Genomic DNA, 18239 nt, shown 5'->3' with positions numbered 1-18239 from the left:
TTTTAATGGCTATTTATAAATTTTAAAACATAAATAAAGCACATATAAAATGAATTACAAAATAAATATACATTTTATTAATCTTCCTTGAATACTACTAATCTTATACATATGAATTCAGGAGGTTACTATATGAAACAGCAGAATATTAGTTCCACCAAGCAGAAAACAGTACCGAATCAACTCCAATTCTCGAATCATGATGCGTGGAAATATGAATCATATTATAAATACCAGCCATTATTTTCTTATAAAAAGCTTTTTCATTTTCTTTCTCAACTTTTTAAACGTTAATACGTGTGCGAAATATATCCATTCACAAAACTTTTCTCAATATAAACCTTATAGACTTAATACAATACAGTTGATATCATATGACATATTCTGTTGGATAAAACTCCTTAATTTGACCTGCTTATATAAGCAGGTCTTTTTTGACTATTATATATTTCATTACGCTTTTAGATGCTTGCAAGTCTTTTCTCCATTTTATAACCATACTTCACTTACAACAAATGATTATATTAACCAGAAGTAAAATATAAGTTCTTAACATTTAATGAAGTAATTCTTTTTTTCTCAATACACAAAACGATTTTTACTTGTTACTATAAAAGTACTCTAGATGAGTTTTTGCTCATCTACATTATCTAGTTAAAGGGATCTGCTGCGGGAAGCGGATCCCTTTGACTTTATTAAAGATTCACTTTTATTTGGACACATTTACCAGGTTTTTTTAATAGAATTTTATGATAACATTACTTAGTCGAGTCCGACATCTCGGCAATACCCTTTTGAGGCTCTGCAACTTCCCTTGCAGAGCCTTGTTTATTTTTATATTCATTTTATTTATATATACCACAATAAAATCCTTCATCTTTTTCCACATCAATTTCTGAAATTAATCTAGGACACGTAACTAAAAATAAATTCCCATCATACTTTGAGTTATACATGTTCAAAGGAGTGTTACCGTTTATGTATTCTTATTGGCAATCGTATTACTCCCCCTATCATAACCCTTATGTACACTTTGATACATCTGTACGTAATTACCGAATTAGTAAAAATGAAAACTTTTTAAAAGGTTATATGCGTTCTTTATGGGAACAACATGTCGCTTGGACGAGATTAGCTATTATAAGTATTGTCTTTAATTTACCAGACGTTAACGTTACAGTTGGACGTCTTCTTCAAAATGCAACACATATGGGATTATCACTTGAACCATTCTATGGTGAGGATGCTGTAAAAAAATATAGTGCATTAATTAAAGACCACTTAGTCATTGCTGCGGATCTAGTTAAAGCCGCAAAAGCTGGTGATCAAAATGCAGCTGCCGCTATAGAGAAAAAATGGTACGCTAATGGTGATGAAATTGTGGCGTTTCTTGCTAGCATCAACCCTTATATAGAAAAAGAAGAATTCAGAAAAATGTTTTATGAACATTTAGCACTTACGAAAGCAGAAGTGCTTGCCTTCCTAAATAAAGATTTTGAAGCAAGCGTAAAACTATATGATAAAATTGAAAAAGAAGCATTAGAAATGGCTGATATGATAACAAACGCAATCGTAAAACAATTCCCGCAAGTGTTTCAATAATAATAAGCCGATTTGAAAACACAAATCGGCTTATTAAACTTTCTATCAATGAAATTTCACCTCTCCTCTTTACATTTAACGTATATCGATATATTTTATTAATATCCGTTTTTTATAGGAGGAAATAGTTTGATTAACGCCATTGGTCTCGTATTTATCCTCACAAATAAACACGAGAAAAAGAAGAAAGTTTATCTAAATGAAAAATTCGCATTAATAGACATTATTGATTCTAAAGAAGTAATTGATGAAGAAGGGAACTCACTAGTAGAACTAACATGTAAATACAGTATTTATCTAGATGAAAAATATTACTGTAAATCTCTCGATGATTATACTGGACAAGTATTTCCGTTCTTGAGCGCTAAAATAGGAAAAGGTCTTCTTAGAAACTTAAATTACTATTTCTCTTACGTTGATGCCTATGATAAAAAACCACCCGTTAAAGAAATTAGACCACTTATGAAACAAGTAACGAACAGATAGCGAAATATACGCAAAAAAGAAAGCATCTAACTTCGGATGCTTTCTTTTTTGAATCAAGCACTCGTTAACTTCTATCTTTCTTCTAAAAATATGTATCTAGGCATACTTTAAATTAAAAACATTGGAGGATTAAACTGGATGAAATACTCAGAAACAATTGTTAGTAAACGGCTTCGAACACTTAAAATATTTACTATGTTTATCATGCTAGTTTTAATCGCATGGCTTGGATATACAAAATTAATTTTTGAAAACGGATTTCTTCAAGAAAAGAAACTTTCAGTTGAAGTAATGAATACTAGTATTACAGGTGAAATCGAACAAAGTTTCCATGTGAATTTACAAGGTTACCGTAAAATAGACGTTGATACTATTATAGATGCAAGTAAAACCGATCCGAGCGAACTATCATTAATCGAGCTAATTAATACATCTTGTTCGCGAGATTGCATAAGTGAACCATTGACATATGTGGACGAAAACAATGGATATATCTTTTATAAGGAATCTACCGGAACTAATGTAGCTATCAAGATTAAAAAACAAGACACGTGGGAAATTGTAAAAAAATCTGTTCAAGATGGAATATAACCTTAAAAAATTAAAGAGTACTTAGCGTACTCTTTTTTATTATTAATACCCTTCATGTTTACAATGACATTTCGGTTTCTCTTTACAATTGCATTTTTCACAATCACACTTCGATTTCTCCTTGCAGCGACACTCGTCACAATCACATTTCGGTTTCTCTTTGCAACGACATTCGTGACAATCCCTGCATTTACATCCACATCTTCCGAACATTAAATCATCCCAAAATGAACGCCTGCAATTACAATGATTCCCCATAAATATTCCTCCTCCTAAATAGAATTCATCATATTCTATGATGAAAAGTAGAAAGAGGTTTGTTTACTAGTCTACATTCTAGATTTATAAGTATAGTTATAAATGTTATACTTTTCTATTAGTTGTACCTAATATATTTAAAGAGATTACTACAAAGAAAAAAGCCCAATATTTGGGCTTTAAATTAATATGTATTTTCTATTTTTTTGCTCACAATATATATAACTAAAAAGCTCTTACAACAAGTTGGCTATAGTTCCTTTCCTTCCCCCACAGCCCCTTTCAACCTCTGTAACATATATCCAATTCCTTTACATCCTGCTAACGGATACGTAATGTTTTCTTCTGGATATAATTGTGTCACTACTTTCTTATGCTTCTTGCCTGCAAGTAAAACAATTTCATCAAACTGAAGCAAGTCTTTTTCAATCATCTGTTGTTTTAATTGTTCCACGCTAATAATCTCATCGCTTTTTGAATCAAATGCAAGGTCATAGTTTTCTAGAACAATATCATTTGGTCTTAAAAATCCATGCTTCGCCGATAAGATAACCCAATTCTCGAAAAACAGAGTTGCATACGCCTGACATGCTTTTCCGAACGGGCTAATATATACATCTTTTGCCTCCATCGGTCCGAAATCTGGATACTTATCCCAAATCTTCTTTTTTCCGCATGGAATTATGCATAACCTTTTCATCTTTATTTCTTACCTCACTTCTAACTTTTTAAATATAAAAATATAGAATTCTCTTCTTCTTCATACTCAGCTTCTATATCACCAACACCCACTACGTTCCAACCATTATTTGTTACTATCGGCTTTTCATTCATTATAATATGAACTTGTGTCATATTTTTAAAATTTTCTTCAAAAGATGCTAAAACAGGTTGATTTATCATATATGTTTTATTATGTATACATACACTTAAAAAGGTTTTATGTAACGCTTTATTTTTGTTTAATTTTACATTCATTGGATTAAACGAATTTAATTTTATATTCCCTACAATATACAGATGATACCCTTCTTCTTTATAAAATTGCATAAAATCCTTATCCCTTTCGTTTTGTACAAAATGAAGGATTTGCTTCGTTTCTTTACTTATTGCAAATTCATTATTTAAACTTAAAACAACATTAATGTTTTGTTTTAAAAAAGCATATAATGATTTATCACTATTAAAGAAGCTCGTTCTCCATTCAGAATGCATCTCATCTAATAATAAACATAAAAGCATTCCTGAGCTATAGCAACTCTTCCTAATGTTACAATTAGCATCATATATATCTAAAATAAGTCCGCTATATTTTCGTAATGTTTCACTTTCATCATTTTTACATACTGCAATGTGGGCGTTCATTTCAACATACCAAGCAGGCCCCTCTATACTTTCAACCATACACTCATAAGTGATAAACTCTTCTTTCATAAAACTAGTTCTTTGCTCTCTTAGTTCAATAAATTGCTTAATATAATTATATTTCTCAGCTTGTGACTTACAATGCACAGCATCATATAAACACATTCGTTCTTTATTTCGCAATTCTATATTTCCCTCTATTATAGGATATTGAAATCCTAAAGTTTCATTTGGAAATCTACTTTCTTTATTCAAATATTGATAGCAATGAAAAAGTTCGTGCACCACAACTGCAAGTAAACTTTCATAATCTCTATGCCTATTCATATTCACGATGGCAGTCGGATAATCTTTTAATAGGATAAATGTATCAGCCTTAAATTGTTCATCCCGCTTTAAAATGGCATACTCACCATCATCTTTCAAAAATAATGGATGATGAAATACATACACATGCTCATCATTATATAGTGCAAATGCAGCCCTATTAAAACCAGGCCATAGTGTATTCAATAATTCTATACTTACATCTTTCTTTATTCGATTTAATATATTGTTCATTATATGTAACACCCCTATATCATTCTACATACACCTATTCTATTCCACTTAATAACAACCCTTTTATTTACATAAATGTTAGAAAAACATATATCTTTTCTCAAACTATAATGTATTATACAAATATACATGTGATAATTTTATGAAAAGGAGGTGAACAAATGAAAAATATAATCCCTGCACTAGTACTCTATATTATTGTTTGCATAATCGCTATGATTGCTCCAGCATCTGAAGGTTATAATCATATTGGCTGGAAGTTGTTTGTTGGGCAAGCGTATGCCATACCTATTTTCATCATTGCGGCTATTATTACATTTTATATAAACAAGAAAAAATCTACGAACAAACAGTTATAAGGATAGCAAATGCTATCCTTATTTTAATTCATTAATTAGATCAAAAATTACACTTGCAGTACTTTCTATCCTTTCTTCCGAAAAGTCAAACGTGATACCTGTTTTTTCATATATTTCTTGCATGGATAAATTCCAATCTGCACTCGCACCTTCTTTAAAGAAAGCAATCGCTTTTTCTGGGTCTTCTCGATAAATTTGAAACAATTGCATTGCTCCTATTTGTGCAATTGCATATTCAATTTTATAAAAAGGAAACTGAATAAAATGAAATGATTCTAACCAACTTGAACTAATTTCATCTTCTAATCCAGCAATATCGACTGATGAATATTGATACCTTTCGCATAGTTCCATATATTTCTTATCACGTTCTCCTGGAGTATGGTTTGGATTTGAATACAGCCAGTGCTGAAATACATCTCCTGCAATTGACGACATTAACAGTGAGAAAGCACGATATAATTGTACGCGCTGTACTTCTTTATATTCATCCTCTTGCTTATAAAAGATATCCAGCTTATCCATTACTAGCAACTCAAGACTGAGAGAATAAAGCTCAGCCACTTCTTCGCGAAGATATTTTTCTTGCATACTACTATCATTGTTAAATTGTTTATAAAAATGAAAGGCATGCCCTACTTCATGTATAAGTGCATTAATTGCATAAAATGATGGACTAAAATTAGAATACACAAAAACCTCTTTACTATGAGGCAAGGTAAAACAAGCGGCTCCTGGCGCTTTATTTTCACGTTCTTCTACGTCAATGAATCCAGCTTTCCTTATATGAATAAATTTCTCATAAAAATATAAATCAGTCTTCCGAAACACTTCTTCCACCCCATACAATAAATCAACGGTATTTTGAAATGGGACTTTTAGTAAATTACAAGGCGTTAGATCCCACGGGCGATACGTTTTTACACCGAGATTCTTTTTAGAAAGACTTCCCAACTGTTTCCAAATTGGTACAACATACTTTTCTATAGATTCATGAAGTTTATAACACTCTTCAATACTATAATCTCTATTTTTTTGTTTAAAAGCATATTCACTATAATTATTAAATCCTGCATGTAAAGCTGTCTCATTCCGCAATTGTACGAGTTCATTCATAATACAATCTATTTCTATTTTCACTACACTTCTTGCTTCACATAAAGCGTACCAAGCTTTTTCACGAATAGCTCTATTAGGGTTATCTAGCTTTGCTTTTACATATGCATACGTCTTTTGCTCGCCTTCCCAATTAATAGATATGTTAGACATTATTTCTCTATATTTCGTAATAAGCTCTTGCTCTTTAATGGTAAGAGCAATGTTCTTGTCATTAAACATTTTACTTTTTATCAATCTTGCTTTTGTCATAAAACCGTATTTCTGCTCATCTAATAAGTCGGAAAACGGAGACTCTATAAATTTCTGGTCAAATTTTGCATTATATCTTTTTAAAAGTGGTTGAATTGTATTTTGATTATACATATGTAAATTACGTTTATTTCTGTCATTTGTATCTCTATACGTGGCGATTAAACTACTTGTTATCTCCTCTTCTATTTCAGCGGTTACACTCTGTTCATCCAAAAGCCAATTCTCTAATTCTGAAACAGAAGTAATATTTCGCTCTAAAAGTGACTGTAATTTACTCTCCAAATCATTAAGCATACACAATCCTCCTGTTTTAAAATTTTAATTTTCTGTTTTTTAGAGATAGAAAAGGACAAATAGCCAATCCGACTACTTGTCCTTGCTGTTTATCTGTACTTAATAAAATTAAGCTTGGAATGCTTCTGTTAATACTGGTACGATTTGTTTTTTACGAGATACAACACCTTTTAATGTAGCAGTGTTGTTTTCTAGAGATACGTTGTATGCTTTCTCAACAACGTTTGCTGCTTTACCGATCGCAAGACCGACAGAATCGTTAGTTAAGATATCAGTTACAACGAATAAGAATAGGTCTAAACCTTTTTCTTCTACTACTGCAGAGATAACTTTTTCAAGTTCCGCTTGGTGTACAAGAACGTCGTTTGTATCAACAGCGTTTACTTGTGCGATTTCAACTTTCGCATTACCCATTTGGAATTCTTTAGCGTCAAGAGAGATTAATTGCTCCATTGTTTTTCCGCTTAAGTCAGCACCAGCTTTTAACATTTCTAAGCCGTAGCTATCAGCATCTACACCAGCGATTTCCGCTAATTCACGAGCTGCTGCTACGTCTTGCTCTGTGCAAGTTGGAGATTTGAATAGTAAAGAATCTGAAATGATTGCAGATAACATTAAGCCTGCAACTTCTTTACGAATTGTAACGCCATTTTCTTTGTACATTTTGTTTAAGATTGTAGCTGTACAACCAACTGGCTCACAACGGTAGTAAATAGGATCGCTTGTTTCAAAGTTAGCAATACGGTGATGGTCAATAACTTCTAACACACGAACAGATTCGATATCGTTAGCACTTTGTTGACGCTCGTTATGATCAACTAAAATAACGTTGTCCACTTCGCTTGCAACTGTCTCAACAAAACGCGGTCCTTCTACTTTAAAATGATCTAACGCAAATTGAGTTTCACCGCTGATTTCACCTAAACGTACAGGCTCAGCATTCATTCCTAATTCTTTTTTCAATTCTGCATAAGCAATTGCAGAACAAATTGCATCTGTATCTGGGTTTTTATGCCCGAAAACTAGTACTTTTTCCATGTTTTCCACCTCTTCATGAAAAGGATATCTTAAAGAAGCAAATATGACAATATTTAAAGCCCATTTTTTTATAAATAATTGCACTTTCTTCTATATTTTTCATCGTTTTTCGGAAAAAAGATCATCTAAAATGAATTAGATGATCGAAATGTATATTTTATTTAAAATAAGGTAGGAGCCTGCACTACATGATTTAGCGCGAAATTTGATGCTAAACCGTTATTTACAAGGTTAACATCTATAACTTGATAAAATGCATTCCCAGTATCTGCAATTTCCCAAACAGCTAAAATAAGGTGATATCCATTTCTATCAGTAGGTACATTTGCTTCATGTGTTACTGAAGTTCCTGGTCTAGTTCCTCCATCATTTTTCACATAGAATGGCACTAAATCTAAATCAGACCTTGTTAACGGCTTATTTGGATTCCAATCTTTTTTCGTAATATAGTATTTCCATTCTTTCGTACTATGAGGTGCCGTTAGTTTCCACTTGAATGTATTCGTCCCGCCGTTTAACGTAACTTTCTTCCACCTATCAACTGTTTGAACGTCTAAAGCAGGAAAATGGCCAGCTCCGGCAATTTGTCCATCAGAAGGTCCTAATTGCGGGAATCCACCTATTCCTTCTACACTTTGTGGCTCATATTGAATCGGTCCGCAATTCACATTTACCCCTTGCTTACATAAATAAGAACGGCTTGCTGGTGATTCAACATATCCATGAGCTGAAGCTTTCTCTGAAAAACCGAAAGTTAACAATCCCGTAAGTAATATGCTACCACTTAACATAACTTTCTTCACCTTCTGTAAACCTTTCGTTTTCATCCCGACATCCCCTTTCGCATAATAAAGCGAAAACAACTATAGTTGCCTAGTCATCTCCTCTACATTCATTATAAGATGAGAGACTATACAAACATAACCCTCTAAAAACTTTCTCAAATTCAATTAGTACATTAAATTAATTTTATTGATACATTCAAATAACACCGCTAGAGAAATATAGGCGGTGTTAAAAATCGGAGTTTATTATTTTTAGCATAATAGCTTTTTAATCATAACTTATAAAACTTTATAATAAATAACTGTAGCATCTAAATCACCACTCGGAGAAATTGCGTATTCTGGTATTTTTCCAACTTCTTTATAGTCTAATGATTTATACAATCTATTAGAAGGGTCTCCTTCTCTCGTATCTAGTACAATAAGAGACCTTTTTTCTTGCTTTGCTCGCTCCTCTGCTTTTTGCATAAGTAAACGCCCAATGCCATTACGTCTAAAGTTTGGATGAGTCATTAACTTACAAATTTCAGCTCTATGAATCCCATTAAGTTTTGTAACTAAATGTAATTGAATACTCCCGGCCACTTCATTATTTATTTTAGCGACATATAAGATTACTTCTGGTGCTAATACAGTTTCCCAATACTTCGCTGATTCTTTCCGTTCCAGTGGAGGTAAAAAACCAATTGACGCCCCATCATTTACAACCGTTTTCAAAAGTTTAGAAAGCTCTTCCACATCATCTTTTATTTGCTTAATTTCTTCAATTACTACATTTTGCATTACTAATCCCCCTTTTATGTCATTGTACCAAGTTTTAAGGAAGGAAAAATGAATTACTAAGATGAAATTATTTAAAGTACAATTTTTTAGAGAAAGGATACCTATATGAAGTATATATTAGATAGGACATATGCAAGAGAATTACTCGAGTGGGCATATAAACAAAGCCCAGGTCCGTGGTTCGAACATTCATGTAATGTTGCCCTTGCAACTGAAAAGATAGTTGTAGAACTTATTAATAATGGGTATGACCTAAATGCTGACATAGCATATAATGCTGCTCTGCTACATGATATAGGAAGGTATAAAGGTTTTACTAAATCTGTTATTCATTCCTATGATGGTTATATGTATATGAATGATTTAGGGTATACAGGAAACGCAATTATTTGCGTGACACACTCTTTCCCGTGCAAAAATGAGCATTTAAATATCGCAGCGGAGTGGAGCCTTGTTCCTGATTATATGAAAAGCCAATTAATTGAAATATTAAATGAAAATAGTGACTACGACTTATACAGTAAGGTCATTACCCTTTGTGACGCACTTGCTGATGCGGAAGGCTTTACTACTCTTGAAAAAAGATTGATTTCAGTTGGTTTACGACATGGAACAACCCCTCATTCCTCTTTACATTGGAAAGGTTTCTACACAATTAAAAACGAATTAGAATCTTTAATCAGTAAGAGTATATACAGAGTTCTTCCTGACGTAGAGAAATCGATTTATAAAAATATGGAATATTAAATTACATACAACTTAATAACGATAGAATTTGTATGTAAACAAAAGAACAAAACAAAAGCTATTGATTATATGAAACAATTAAAACTTTTTAGAAAATCTTAAAACTAAATAAATAATTGTGCTTTCACATTCCCACAAATTTAAAAACCTTACTTTATTACATCACATACCAGATAATTTTTATACTCAAATTTAATCTCACGTAAAAGAACGTTTTAAACATAAAGTTTAAAACGTTCTTTTACGTGAGATTAAATTTGATTTTTCAGTTCACTTAAACACTCTTGTACTAATGTTACTGCTTGACTCATTGCAGCTCCGCCAGCAAATGCTGCTGAAACACCGCATGCTTCCAGAATTTCTTTATCTGAACACCCTTGATCAAGACAACCTTTTGTATGATAAATGGTACAGTACTCATCTTGCGTTGCTAGACTAATTCCTAATGCAATAAGTTGTTTTTCTCTTTTTGTTAAAGAACCCTCTTGAAAACAAGCTTGCGTGAATGCATTATATGTTTCAGCAATTTCAGGGATTTGGTTAGTAAAACTACCGATACCTTCTTTATAATGATGTAGAACATCATTTACTGAACTATGTTGTTCGTGTTCCATCTTATTATTACCCCCATTCAAATTATGTGTACCTATTGTAGTATGTGATGAAAAGAAGGCAATATACCTCATTTAAAAGAATGAATATTCAGTTTATTAAGGTTACAATTTCAGACTATCATCCACTACAGATTGTTCCTTATAGTTTTTCCTTTCAATCTCTTTACTTCTCTCTTCCCAAAAAACTAATCCTTCAATCCCAACATTTTTAGGATTAAATACTGGATCTTTCCCTTCTTTTTTCTGTGCTTCATAATCTTTTAACACTTTTAATGCGATTTAACTTAATAGTAGAATCGCAATTAAGTTTAACCATGCCATACTACCGATTCCTAAATCTCCAAGATTCCATAAAAGCGACGCTGATTCAACGCTACCGATGTAAACCATAATTAAAAATCCAATTTTTAAAACTGGTTTTAACCAGCTATGTTTAAGATCACGATCTAAATAAGTAAGCGTCGTTTCAGCAATATAGTAGTATGCGAGTAATGTTGTAAATGCGAAGAAGAAAATTGCGATTGAAATAAATAATGGACCAAACCCTGTCATAACAGTTTCAACTGCTTGTTGTGTATAGATCGGACCTGCATCAACATTCCCTATGTTCTTTACAATAGCGCTTTTCCCTTCCGGTATAACATTATACATACCTGTTATTAAAATCATAAGAGCTGTCGCTGTACATACAACAATAGTATCGATATATACAGAAAATGCTTGAACTAATCCTTGTTTTGCAGGATGGGATACTTCAGCAGCAGCGGAGCTATACGTTGCTTCTCCAACACCTGCAACATTTGAAAATACAGCGCGCTTTACGCCCCATGCAATTGCTGCACCGACGATTCCGCCAAACATTTCATTTACACCAAAAGCACTAGAGAAAATTAAAGCGAACATACTTGGAATTTCTGTTACATTCGCAATTAATACGATACATGTAACAATTACATAACCAATTGCCATAAATGGAACAAGCATTTGCGAAACGCCCGCAATTCTCCTTACGCCACCAAAAATGATTGATGCTAATAAAATAACTAATAATATTCCAGTTATATATTTGCTAATGCCATTAGAGTTTTCAAATCCAACTGCGATACTACTAGACTGAATACCTGGTAATAAAACGCCATATGAAAGTGTTACAACAACCGCTACAATGACTGCAAACCATTTCATTTTCAGGCCTTTTTCAATGAAATATGGTGTACCACCGCGGTATTCATTTCCGACTTTACTTTTATATACTTGAGATAATGTTGATTCAACAAATGCACTCGCTGCTCCTAAAAGAGCCATTACCCACATCCAAAACACGGCTCCCGGTCCGCCAAAAGCGATAGCTGTCGCGACCCCTGCGATATTACCTATTCCAACCCTACCTGATAAGGCTAAACAAAATGCTTGAAAGGATGAAATTCCCGTCTCCGAGCTCTTCCCTTCAAATAATAGTTTAATCATCTCTTTAAAATAACGAATTTGCAGAAAACGAGTGGCAATTGTAAAATACACACCTGCCCCTAATGCAAAAACAACTAACCCAATACTCCATACTTGCCCTACTAACCACTCTACTAATTGCTCCATCCAAATCCCCCTTAACATTCTTTTGAAAACTATTTTATATATAAGAAAACGGACAACTATTATTAAACCTTCCAGTTGTCCGCAGCTCTTATTATTGCACCCCTCTATTTATTAACAGTTAGATTCTCTATTACTTTATATTTACCCAAACGCTTTTCACTTCTGTATAGTTATCAAGCGCATATGAACCTAACTCACGACCGATACCAGATTGTTTAAAGCCACCAAATGGTGCAGCTGCATTTTCTAAATTATAATCATTAATCCATACTGTTCCTGCTTTTAATTTATTAGCAACTTGATGTCCTGTTTTAATATTTTGTGTCCATACGCCCGCAGCGAGTCCGTATGAAGAGCGATTTGCTCTTTCGATTACCTCTTCTGTTGAATCAAATGGAAGTACAACGACAACTGGTCCAAAAATTTCTTCTTTCACAATTGTCATATCATCAGTAACATTTGTGAATACTGTCGGCTGTACAAAATATCCTTTTTCAAATGCCCGTTCACCACCAGCAGCAACAGTAGCACCTTCTGCCTTTCCTTGTTCAATGTAATGTAGCACACGCTCTTGTTGCTTTTTAGATACAAGTGGACCCATTTCCGTTTCCTTCTCCATACCTGCTCCAAGCTTCACGTTATTCGCCATTTTCACTAGTTCATTTACGACTGTTTCGTAATGTTTTCGGTGAACGAATACGCGAGATCCGGCACTACAATTTTGGCCGTGATTATACATAATGCCGTGGAATGCACCGTTAATCGCTTCTTCTAAATCAGCATCTTCTAAAATGATATTTGGTGATTTACCACCAAGTTCTAACGTTACATGTTTAATTGTTTCTGCAGATTGACGCATAATATATTTTCCTGTAACTGTTGAACCTGTGAAGGCTACTTTATCAATATCATGATGGTTTACGATTGCAGCTCCTGCTTCTGGGCCAAAACCTGGAACAAAGTTTACAACACCGTTTGGAAAACCTGCTTCTTTAAAGAGCTTCGCTGTATATAATAACGATAAAGGCGTTTGCTCTGCTGGTTTTAATACGATTGTACAACCTGTTGCTAGTGCAGCTCCCATTTTCCAAGAAGACATAACGAGTGGAAAATTCCAAGGAATAATTTGACCTACAACGCCAACAGGTTCATGGCGTGTGTAATTTAAGTAATCTTTTGAAATCGGAATCGTTTGCCCGATAATTTTTGTAGCCCATCCTGCATAATAGCGATAATTTTCTACAGTCGCTGCAATATCATCATCCAGTGCTACTTGATATGGTTTCCCATTATCTAAAGCTTCTAACTGCGCTAATTCTTCTCCATGCTCTTCAATTAAGTCTGCTAATTTATAAATAAGGTGTGCTCTTTCAGCGGTAGTCATTTCTGCCCAAGGTCCTGATTCAAATGCAGATCTTGCCGCTTTTACAGCGACATCAATATCATCTTCTTGCGCTTCACATACGACAGCCAGAACATCTTCTGTTGCTGGATTGTATGTCTCAAATGTCTTCCGACTAATGGAAGGAACAAATTCACCATTAATAAACATTTTAATTTCTTCATTTAAAAACGCTTTCACTTTTGGTCTCAGCTCAATGTTTGTCGCTAACATATATGATCTCCTCCTTATTTAAACAGCTGCATGAGCTGCAATTTTTGAAATAATCGTTTGAAGTTTTTGATCTTCTTCTTCAGTTAATCCGAGTCTCGGATAACGAGAAGGCCCCCCCGCTTGTCCGTGTAATTCCATTGAGCGTTTAACGATTTGTACATATTTTCCTGATCCTTCAAGAAACTCGCAAAGAGGTAAAATAGCATCGTTTATTTCCCAGGCTTTTTCTAATTCACCATTTTGGAAATGCTCATGCATTTTCGTAACAAGTCCCGGTACAATATTTCCTGCTACTGAAACCCATCCCGTTGCACCTACTAAATAAGATTCCATAACTAAATCTTCAGATCCACAGAATACTTGAAAAGCACCTTCGCCTTGTCTTACTAAATCTCTTGCTTTACGAATATCTCCGCTAGATTCTTTAATATGTGTAACATTTTCACATTCTTTTCCAATACGTAGCATGAGCTCTGTACTCATATTGATACCAGATGTAAACGGATTATTGTATAACATAATTGGTATATTTACAGCGTTTGAGATTTCTTTAAAATGAAAATAAATTTCCTCTTCTTTCGGCTTACAATAGTACGAGTTAATAATTAATGCGCAATCCGCTCCGTGTGCTTCTGCATGTTTCGTATATTCAATCGTTTCTTTCGTCGTTTCTGCTGCAGTTCCTACAATAACTGGAATACGGCCATCAACTTCTTTTAATACTGTTTCTACCATTTTAAATCGTTCTTCTTTTGATAAACTAACAAACTCACCTGTGCTTCCATTAATAATAATGCCAGCTACCTTTTGATCGATAAAATAGTTTACGTTTTGTTTTACACCGTTCCAATTAATTTCTTGAAACTCATCCATCGGTGTGATCAATACTGGAAATGCCCCTTTAATTTTTTTCATATTTATCTCTCCCTTTACTATTTTATTTTAATAAAAATCCTGTCGGAAATGGATCTGTAGGGTCTAATAGAAACGTCTGCATCCCTGTAATAAATCCTCTACTTTCAAAACTGAAAATGTAACCCGTTTCTTCCTTCTTCACTTTTTCAACTGTTATAAAGCTATTAAATATACTTTCATTTATAAAAGGTTTATCCGCCAAATAATCATTTTTAAATAACGCATCAACATAAGATACAATAGTAGAAACAAAACCTGGCGAACGTACGATAAAGTTATCTTCATGAAATGTAATCGATTTTATATAGTTCTTATCTTTCTGCGAAGAATCTACTAAAATAAGCCTTTTTATTAACGACTGTTTTTGTATAGCTTGTAGTGTAGCTTCTCCCCATTTTTTCAATTCAGAAATGTTTTCAATACGAATGTCTGGTGAATACGTATCTTTTTCTACAACTGCATATACTTTATCTGCTTGAATGAGAGAGTAACTTATATTACCCACTTGTAAATTTTTCTCAATCCTATAACATAGTTTACTTTCAAACGAAACTGATACAACTTCATCATTCTCTACATACGCATGGATTGAAAATATACCAGATAGCGTTTCGATTTTGTATTGGTTCGTCTCTCTCTTTTTTAAATACCCGCTTTCTAGTAACATCGTTATTACTGCGACAATGCCTCCATAATGAAGCGGAATGGATCCTTCATGATTAAAAAATAATACAGCGGCATCGACTTCCATATGAATAGAAGGAACGACAATACATCCATTTAATCCGATAAAACCACGTGGCTCATTTAATAAAAGCTTCATTCCTTCTGCTAATTCACCTGAAAATTGTTCGTTTAATTGCTCTAAACTGTAGTAGTATTTGCATGGTACATCTTTCATTACACGAAATGCTTCACCATTTACATGTACGTCTACTGTTGTATACATTTTTTGAATGTTCATTTTACATCCTCCGTTTCATGTTCCATCGGCGGAATTAGCAAAAAGCCTTCTTTCAGTGGGTCCTTTTCATTATAAAAAAATCTATGCATCCCCATAAGCCAAGCTGAACCTGTAATTTTCGTTACGACAGCTTCAATATTTTCTACAGATGTTGTATTTATGACGCACCCTTTAAATAAAGAGCCAACGATACTCTCATGAATAAACTCTTCATCCACTTCAATTTTTTGATTTGCGTATAATACAGCTAACTTCGCTGATGTTCCTGTACCACATGGAGAACGATCAATTCCTCCTGGCGGAACGACAACTGTATTTTTCACATGAGCACTTTCATGAGTAGGATCTGTATAAAATTCAATATGGGTTAACCCTCTAATAAACGAGTACTGCGGATGAATGATTTCAAATTCCTCATTAATGATATTTCTAATATGAATTGCCTTATCGATAATTGTAGATGCATTTTCCGGTACTAACTCTAAACCTACTGACTTCGCATCGATAATGGCATAAAAATTCCCTCCATACGCAATATCTGCTTCTACAGTTCCGATTCCTTCAACTTGTACAGTAATATGTTTCAGTAAAAAAGCTGGTATGTTACAGAAAGAGACTTCTTTCGCTTTTCCATCTTGAACAAAGATATCAACTTCAACTAAGCCCGCTGGCGTGTCTAACTTTAACGAAGTAATCGGTTCAACTACCGGAATTAAACCTGATTCAATTAAAGCTGTACATACACCAATTGTATCGTGACCACACATTGGTAAATATCCACCTGTCTCTATGTATATAACACCAATATCTGCTTCAGGATGACATGGACCTGTTAATAATGCTCCTGACATTACATCATGACCACGCGGTTCATTCATTAACAATTTGCGAATCCAGTCATACTCCTTTTTCATATGTAACATCTTCTCTGCCATCGTCTCTCCAATTAACTTTGGAAGTCCGCTTATCAATGTCCTCGTCGGATTCCCGCCCGTATGTGTATCAATCGTCGTAAAGACTCTTTGTGACCTCATCCGTTTAACACCCTTTCTGTAAAACGACTCAAACGAAGTGGTTCAATAGGAATGATTGTTTCTTTTTCATTTAACAACTCTTCAATCACTTTCCCTGTAACTGCTGCCAGGCTAATGCCATCCCCTTCATGCCCCGCGGCGATAAAGTAGTTCGGGATATGTTCCACGCGTGAAATGATTGGCAAATGATCTTCTGTCCACGGGCGTAATCCAGCATATGAACGAATCACCATCATATCCGCCATTTTCGGATAAAAACGAATTGCTCTGTTTGCAATACATTTAATAACCTCGTTGTTTATCTTCGTATGAAAGCCTACAAACTCTCTACTACTACCAATTAAAAAATTTTGGCTTTCTGTCGGCTCAAACACAAGAGCTATCCCATATTTCTCAGTTAAAGCATCCACTTTTCGTTTTCCGCCAAATTTAGAAATTAAATAACCAAATTCCATTACTTTACGGCAACCAACGTGTTGTTGCCTTGAAGCTACAATAATATGTCCTTTTCTCGGTTCAATTGGGATATTTACATCCAACATTTCTCCGATTTTTGGAGCCCACACACCAGCTGCGTTCACCACTTGCTTCGCGGTAAACGTCCCGTTAGTCGTTTCTACAATAAAGGAACCGTCTATATCTCTTTTCATTTCTTTTACTTCCGTATGATTAAAAGCTTTCGCACCCATTTTTTTCGACTCTGCTAAAAGTGAAAATGCAAGGAGATATGGATTTACAGTAGAATCCGTTGCGCATTCTAAACCACCCAATAAATCGTCCGCAAAAAATGGCGATTCCGCTCTTATATCTTGCCTATCAAGCATTCGGAACGGTAACCCAACTTCTTTTTGACGATTCACCCATTGCTGTGCTGCTGCCATTTCTTCATCTGATTCACATACGAGAATACTTCCTGGCGCCCTATATTCAAATGAGTGCTCTAACTCTTCACTTAAATCATTTACTAATTTTTGACTTACTAACGACATTTGACTATCAAATCCTGGGTCTTTATCAATAGCCAAAATATTCCCGTCACACCGTGAAGACGTCCCACTGACAAATTCTCCTTTTTCAATGATTGTTACGTCTCTTCCATATTTTGATGTGTAATAAGCGATAGAACAGCCTATAATTCCACCACCTATTATTAAAACGTCACAGTGCCTCACGTAGCACCCCTCCCTTCTTTTTAATCCCTCACTTTCTTTCATGCAATTGACGTGCCAACTATACATATATAAACTTTTTATAAAAAATATTT

General features: G+C 34.1%; 19 protein-coding genes and 1 pseudogene. 6 read left to right on the top strand and 14 right to left on the bottom strand.

Going from position 1 to position 18239, the window contains the following annotated elements:
* The first annotated feature begins 132 nt into the window (after positions 1 to 132).
* From DN393_RS31515 to DN393_RS12645, 4 genes are all read left to right on the top strand, one after another.
* On the top strand, positions 133 to 294 hold the full coding sequence (locus DN393_RS31515; protein WP_170957602.1) for a hypothetical protein: 162 nt from the start codon (positions 133 to 135) through the stop codon (positions 292 to 294).
* A gap of 684 nt (positions 295 to 978) precedes the next feature.
* Positions 979 to 1602, top strand: a complete 624-nt coding sequence (locus tag DN393_RS12655; RefSeq protein ID WP_149173550.1) for an acetylglutamate kinase — start codon at positions 979 to 981, stop codon at positions 1600 to 1602.
* 129 nt (positions 1603 to 1731) lie between these two features.
* Positions 1732 to 2088, top strand: a complete 357-nt coding sequence (locus DN393_RS12650) for a hypothetical protein (protein ID WP_064475510.1) — start codon at positions 1732 to 1734, stop codon at positions 2086 to 2088.
* A 138-nt stretch (positions 2089 to 2226) separates the two neighbouring features.
* Positions 2227 to 2679: an SET domain-containing protein gene (locus DN393_RS12645; RefSeq protein WP_064475511.1), complete on the top strand. Its 453-nt coding sequence runs from the start codon at positions 2227 to 2229 to the stop codon at positions 2677 to 2679.
* Positions 2680 to 2681: 2 nt separating this feature from the next.
* On the opposite strand, the gene DN393_RS12640 is transcribed toward DN393_RS12645, so the two are convergent.
* From DN393_RS12640 to DN393_RS12630, 3 genes are all read right to left on the bottom strand, one after another.
* Positions 2682 to 2879, bottom strand: a complete 198-nt coding sequence (locus DN393_RS12640; RefSeq protein WP_120340933.1) for a hypothetical protein — start codon at positions 2877 to 2879, stop codon at positions 2682 to 2684.
* Between the two features lie 308 nt (positions 2880 to 3187).
* The gene (locus DN393_RS12635; RefSeq protein ID WP_064475513.1) at positions 3188 to 3637 is read right to left on the bottom strand and encodes a DUF6884 domain-containing protein; all 450 of its coding nucleotides are present in this window, start codon (positions 3635 to 3637) and stop codon (positions 3188 to 3190) included.
* A gap of 20 nt (positions 3638 to 3657) precedes the next feature.
* A complete protein-coding gene (locus DN393_RS12630) occupies positions 3658 to 4863 on the bottom strand; it encodes a hypothetical protein (protein ID WP_064475514.1) in 1206 nt (401 codons plus the stop codon).
* A 161-nt stretch (positions 4864 to 5024) separates the two neighbouring features.
* On the opposite strand from DN393_RS12630, the gene DN393_RS12625 reads away from it, so the two are divergent.
* On the top strand, positions 5025 to 5222 hold the full coding sequence (locus tag DN393_RS12625) for a DUF4017 family protein (RefSeq protein ID WP_046954126.1): 198 nt from the start codon (positions 5025 to 5027) through the stop codon (positions 5220 to 5222).
* An 18-nt stretch (positions 5223 to 5240) separates the two neighbouring features.
* Here DN393_RS12625 and DN393_RS12620 read toward each other — a convergent pair whose 3' ends face one another.
* From DN393_RS12620 to DN393_RS12600, 4 genes are all read right to left on the bottom strand, one after another.
* The gene (locus tag DN393_RS12620; protein WP_098103145.1) at positions 5241 to 6887 is read right to left on the bottom strand and encodes a M3 family oligoendopeptidase; all 1647 of its coding nucleotides are present in this window, start codon (positions 6885 to 6887) and stop codon (positions 5241 to 5243) included.
* Positions 6888 to 6995: 108 nt separating this feature from the next.
* Positions 6996 to 7925 (bottom strand): manganese-dependent inorganic pyrophosphatase, encoded by a 930-nt coding sequence (gene ppaC, locus DN393_RS12610; RefSeq protein WP_000416841.1) that lies wholly within the window; start codon positions 7923 to 7925, stop codon positions 6996 to 6998.
* A gap of 161 nt (positions 7926 to 8086) precedes the next feature.
* Positions 8087 to 8752 (bottom strand): lytic polysaccharide monooxygenase, encoded by a 666-nt coding sequence (locus DN393_RS12605; protein WP_064475516.1) that lies wholly within the window; start codon positions 8750 to 8752, stop codon positions 8087 to 8089.
* 237 nt (positions 8753 to 8989) lie between these two features.
* The gene (locus tag DN393_RS12600) at positions 8990 to 9493 is read right to left on the bottom strand and encodes a GNAT family N-acetyltransferase (protein WP_064475517.1); all 504 of its coding nucleotides are present in this window, start codon (positions 9491 to 9493) and stop codon (positions 8990 to 8992) included.
* 105 nt (positions 9494 to 9598) lie between these two features.
* Here DN393_RS12600 and DN393_RS12595 point away from each other — a divergent pair, with 105 nt between their 5' ends.
* Positions 9599 to 10240, top strand: coding sequence for an HD domain-containing protein (locus DN393_RS12595; protein WP_064475518.1), 642 nt, complete (start codon positions 9599 to 9601; stop codon positions 10238 to 10240).
* Between the two features lie 251 nt (positions 10241 to 10491).
* Here DN393_RS12595 and DN393_RS12590 read toward each other — a convergent pair whose 3' ends face one another.
* The 7 genes and pseudogenes from DN393_RS12590 to DN393_RS12560 all read right to left on the bottom strand — a co-directional run bounded on the left by DN393_RS12590 (position 10492) and on the right by DN393_RS12560 (position 18147).
* The gene (locus DN393_RS12590) at positions 10492 to 10926 is read right to left on the bottom strand and encodes a carboxymuconolactone decarboxylase (protein ID WP_149173549.1); all 435 of its coding nucleotides are present in this window, start codon (positions 10924 to 10926) and stop codon (positions 10492 to 10494) included.
* Between the two features lie 30 nt (positions 10927 to 10956).
* Positions 10957 to 12447: pseudogene (locus DN393_RS12585) on the bottom strand (alanine/glycine:cation symporter family protein).
* Positions 12448 to 12577: 130 nt separating this feature from the next.
* Entirely contained in the window at positions 12578 to 14062 is a 1485-nt protein-coding gene (locus DN393_RS12580) for an aldehyde dehydrogenase family protein (protein WP_149173548.1), read from the bottom strand.
* Positions 14063 to 14080: 18 nt separating this feature from the next.
* Complete coding sequence (dapA, locus tag DN393_RS12575; protein ID WP_064475521.1) at positions 14081 to 14977, bottom strand: 4-hydroxy-tetrahydrodipicolinate synthase; 897 nt, start codon at positions 14975 to 14977, stop codon at positions 14081 to 14083.
* Positions 14978 to 14999: 22 nt separating this feature from the next.
* Positions 15000 to 15941, bottom strand: coding sequence for a proline racemase family protein (locus tag DN393_RS12570; protein WP_149173547.1), 942 nt, complete (start codon positions 15939 to 15941; stop codon positions 15000 to 15002).
* The gene (locus DN393_RS12565) at positions 15938 to 16975 is read right to left on the bottom strand and encodes a proline racemase family protein (protein WP_149173546.1); all 1038 of its coding nucleotides are present in this window, start codon (positions 16973 to 16975) and stop codon (positions 15938 to 15940) included. Before DN393_RS12565 ends, DN393_RS12570 begins: the two co-directional genes overlap by 4 nt.
* Positions 16972 to 18147 carry an NAD(P)/FAD-dependent oxidoreductase gene (locus tag DN393_RS12560; protein WP_064475524.1) on the bottom strand — a complete coding sequence of 392 codons (1176 nt, stop codon included), beginning with the start codon at positions 18145 to 18147 and terminating at the stop codon, positions 16972 to 16974. Before DN393_RS12560 ends, DN393_RS12565 begins: the two co-directional genes overlap by 4 nt.
* Positions 18148 to 18239: the final 92 nt, after the last annotated feature.

It is taken from the genome of Bacillus sp. BPN334, from assembly GCF_008368885.1.
Classification (GTDB): Bacteria; Bacillota; Bacilli; order Bacillales; family Bacillaceae_G; genus Bacillus_A; species Bacillus_A wiedmannii.
This window is presented reverse-complemented; position numbering and strand designations above follow the sequence as displayed.

Excerpts from the sequence above, each read along its gene's own strand:
- DN393_RS31515 (WP_170957602.1), top strand. The coding sequence starts at position 133 with ATGAAACAGCAGAATATTAGTTCCACCAAGCAGAAAACAGTACCGAAT.
- DN393_RS12655 (WP_149173550.1), top strand. The coding sequence starts at position 979 with ATGTATTCTTATTGGCAATCGTATTACTCCCCCTATCATAACCCTTAT.
- DN393_RS12645 (WP_064475511.1), top strand. The coding sequence starts at position 2,227 with ATGAAATACTCAGAAACAATTGTTAGTAAACGGCTTCGAACACTTAAA.
- DN393_RS12635 (WP_064475513.1), bottom strand. The coding sequence starts at position 3,637 with ATGAAAAGGTTATGCATAATTCCATGCGGAAAAAAGAAGATTTGGGAT.
- DN393_RS12630 (WP_064475514.1), bottom strand. The coding sequence starts at position 4,863 with ATGAACAATATATTAAATCGAATAAAGAAAGATGTAAGTATAGAATTA.
- DN393_RS12625 (WP_046954126.1), top strand. The coding sequence starts at position 5,025 with ATGAAAAATATAATCCCTGCACTAGTACTCTATATTATTGTTTGCATA.
- DN393_RS12620 (WP_098103145.1), bottom strand. The coding sequence starts at position 6,887 with ATGCTTAATGATTTGGAGAGTAAATTACAGTCACTTTTAGAGCGAAAT.
- ppaC (WP_000416841.1), bottom strand. The coding sequence starts at position 7,925 with ATGGAAAAAGTACTAGTTTTCGGGCATAAAAACCCAGATACAGATGCA.
- DN393_RS12605 (WP_064475516.1), bottom strand. The coding sequence starts at position 8,752 with ATGAAAACGAAAGGTTTACAGAAGGTGAAGAAAGTTATGTTAAGTGGT.
- DN393_RS12600 (WP_064475517.1), bottom strand. The coding sequence starts at position 9,493 with ATGCAAAATGTAGTAATTGAAGAAATTAAGCAAATAAAAGATGATGTG.
- DN393_RS12595 (WP_064475518.1), top strand. The coding sequence starts at position 9,599 with ATGAAGTATATATTAGATAGGACATATGCAAGAGAATTACTCGAGTGG.
- DN393_RS12590 (WP_149173549.1), bottom strand. The coding sequence starts at position 10,926 with ATGAGGTATATTGCCTTCTTTTCATCACATACTACAATAGGTACACAT.
- DN393_RS12580 (WP_149173548.1), bottom strand. The coding sequence starts at position 14,062 with ATGTTAGCGACAAACATTGAGCTGAGACCAAAAGTGAAAGCGTTTTTA.
- dapA (WP_064475521.1), bottom strand. The coding sequence starts at position 14,977 with ATGAAAAAAATTAAAGGGGCATTTCCAGTATTGATCACACCGATGGAT.
- DN393_RS12570 (WP_149173547.1), bottom strand. The coding sequence starts at position 15,941 with ATGAACATTCAAAAAATGTATACAACAGTAGACGTACATGTAAATGGT.
- DN393_RS12565 (WP_149173546.1), bottom strand. The coding sequence starts at position 16,975 with ATGAGGTCACAAAGAGTCTTTACGACGATTGATACACATACGGGCGGG.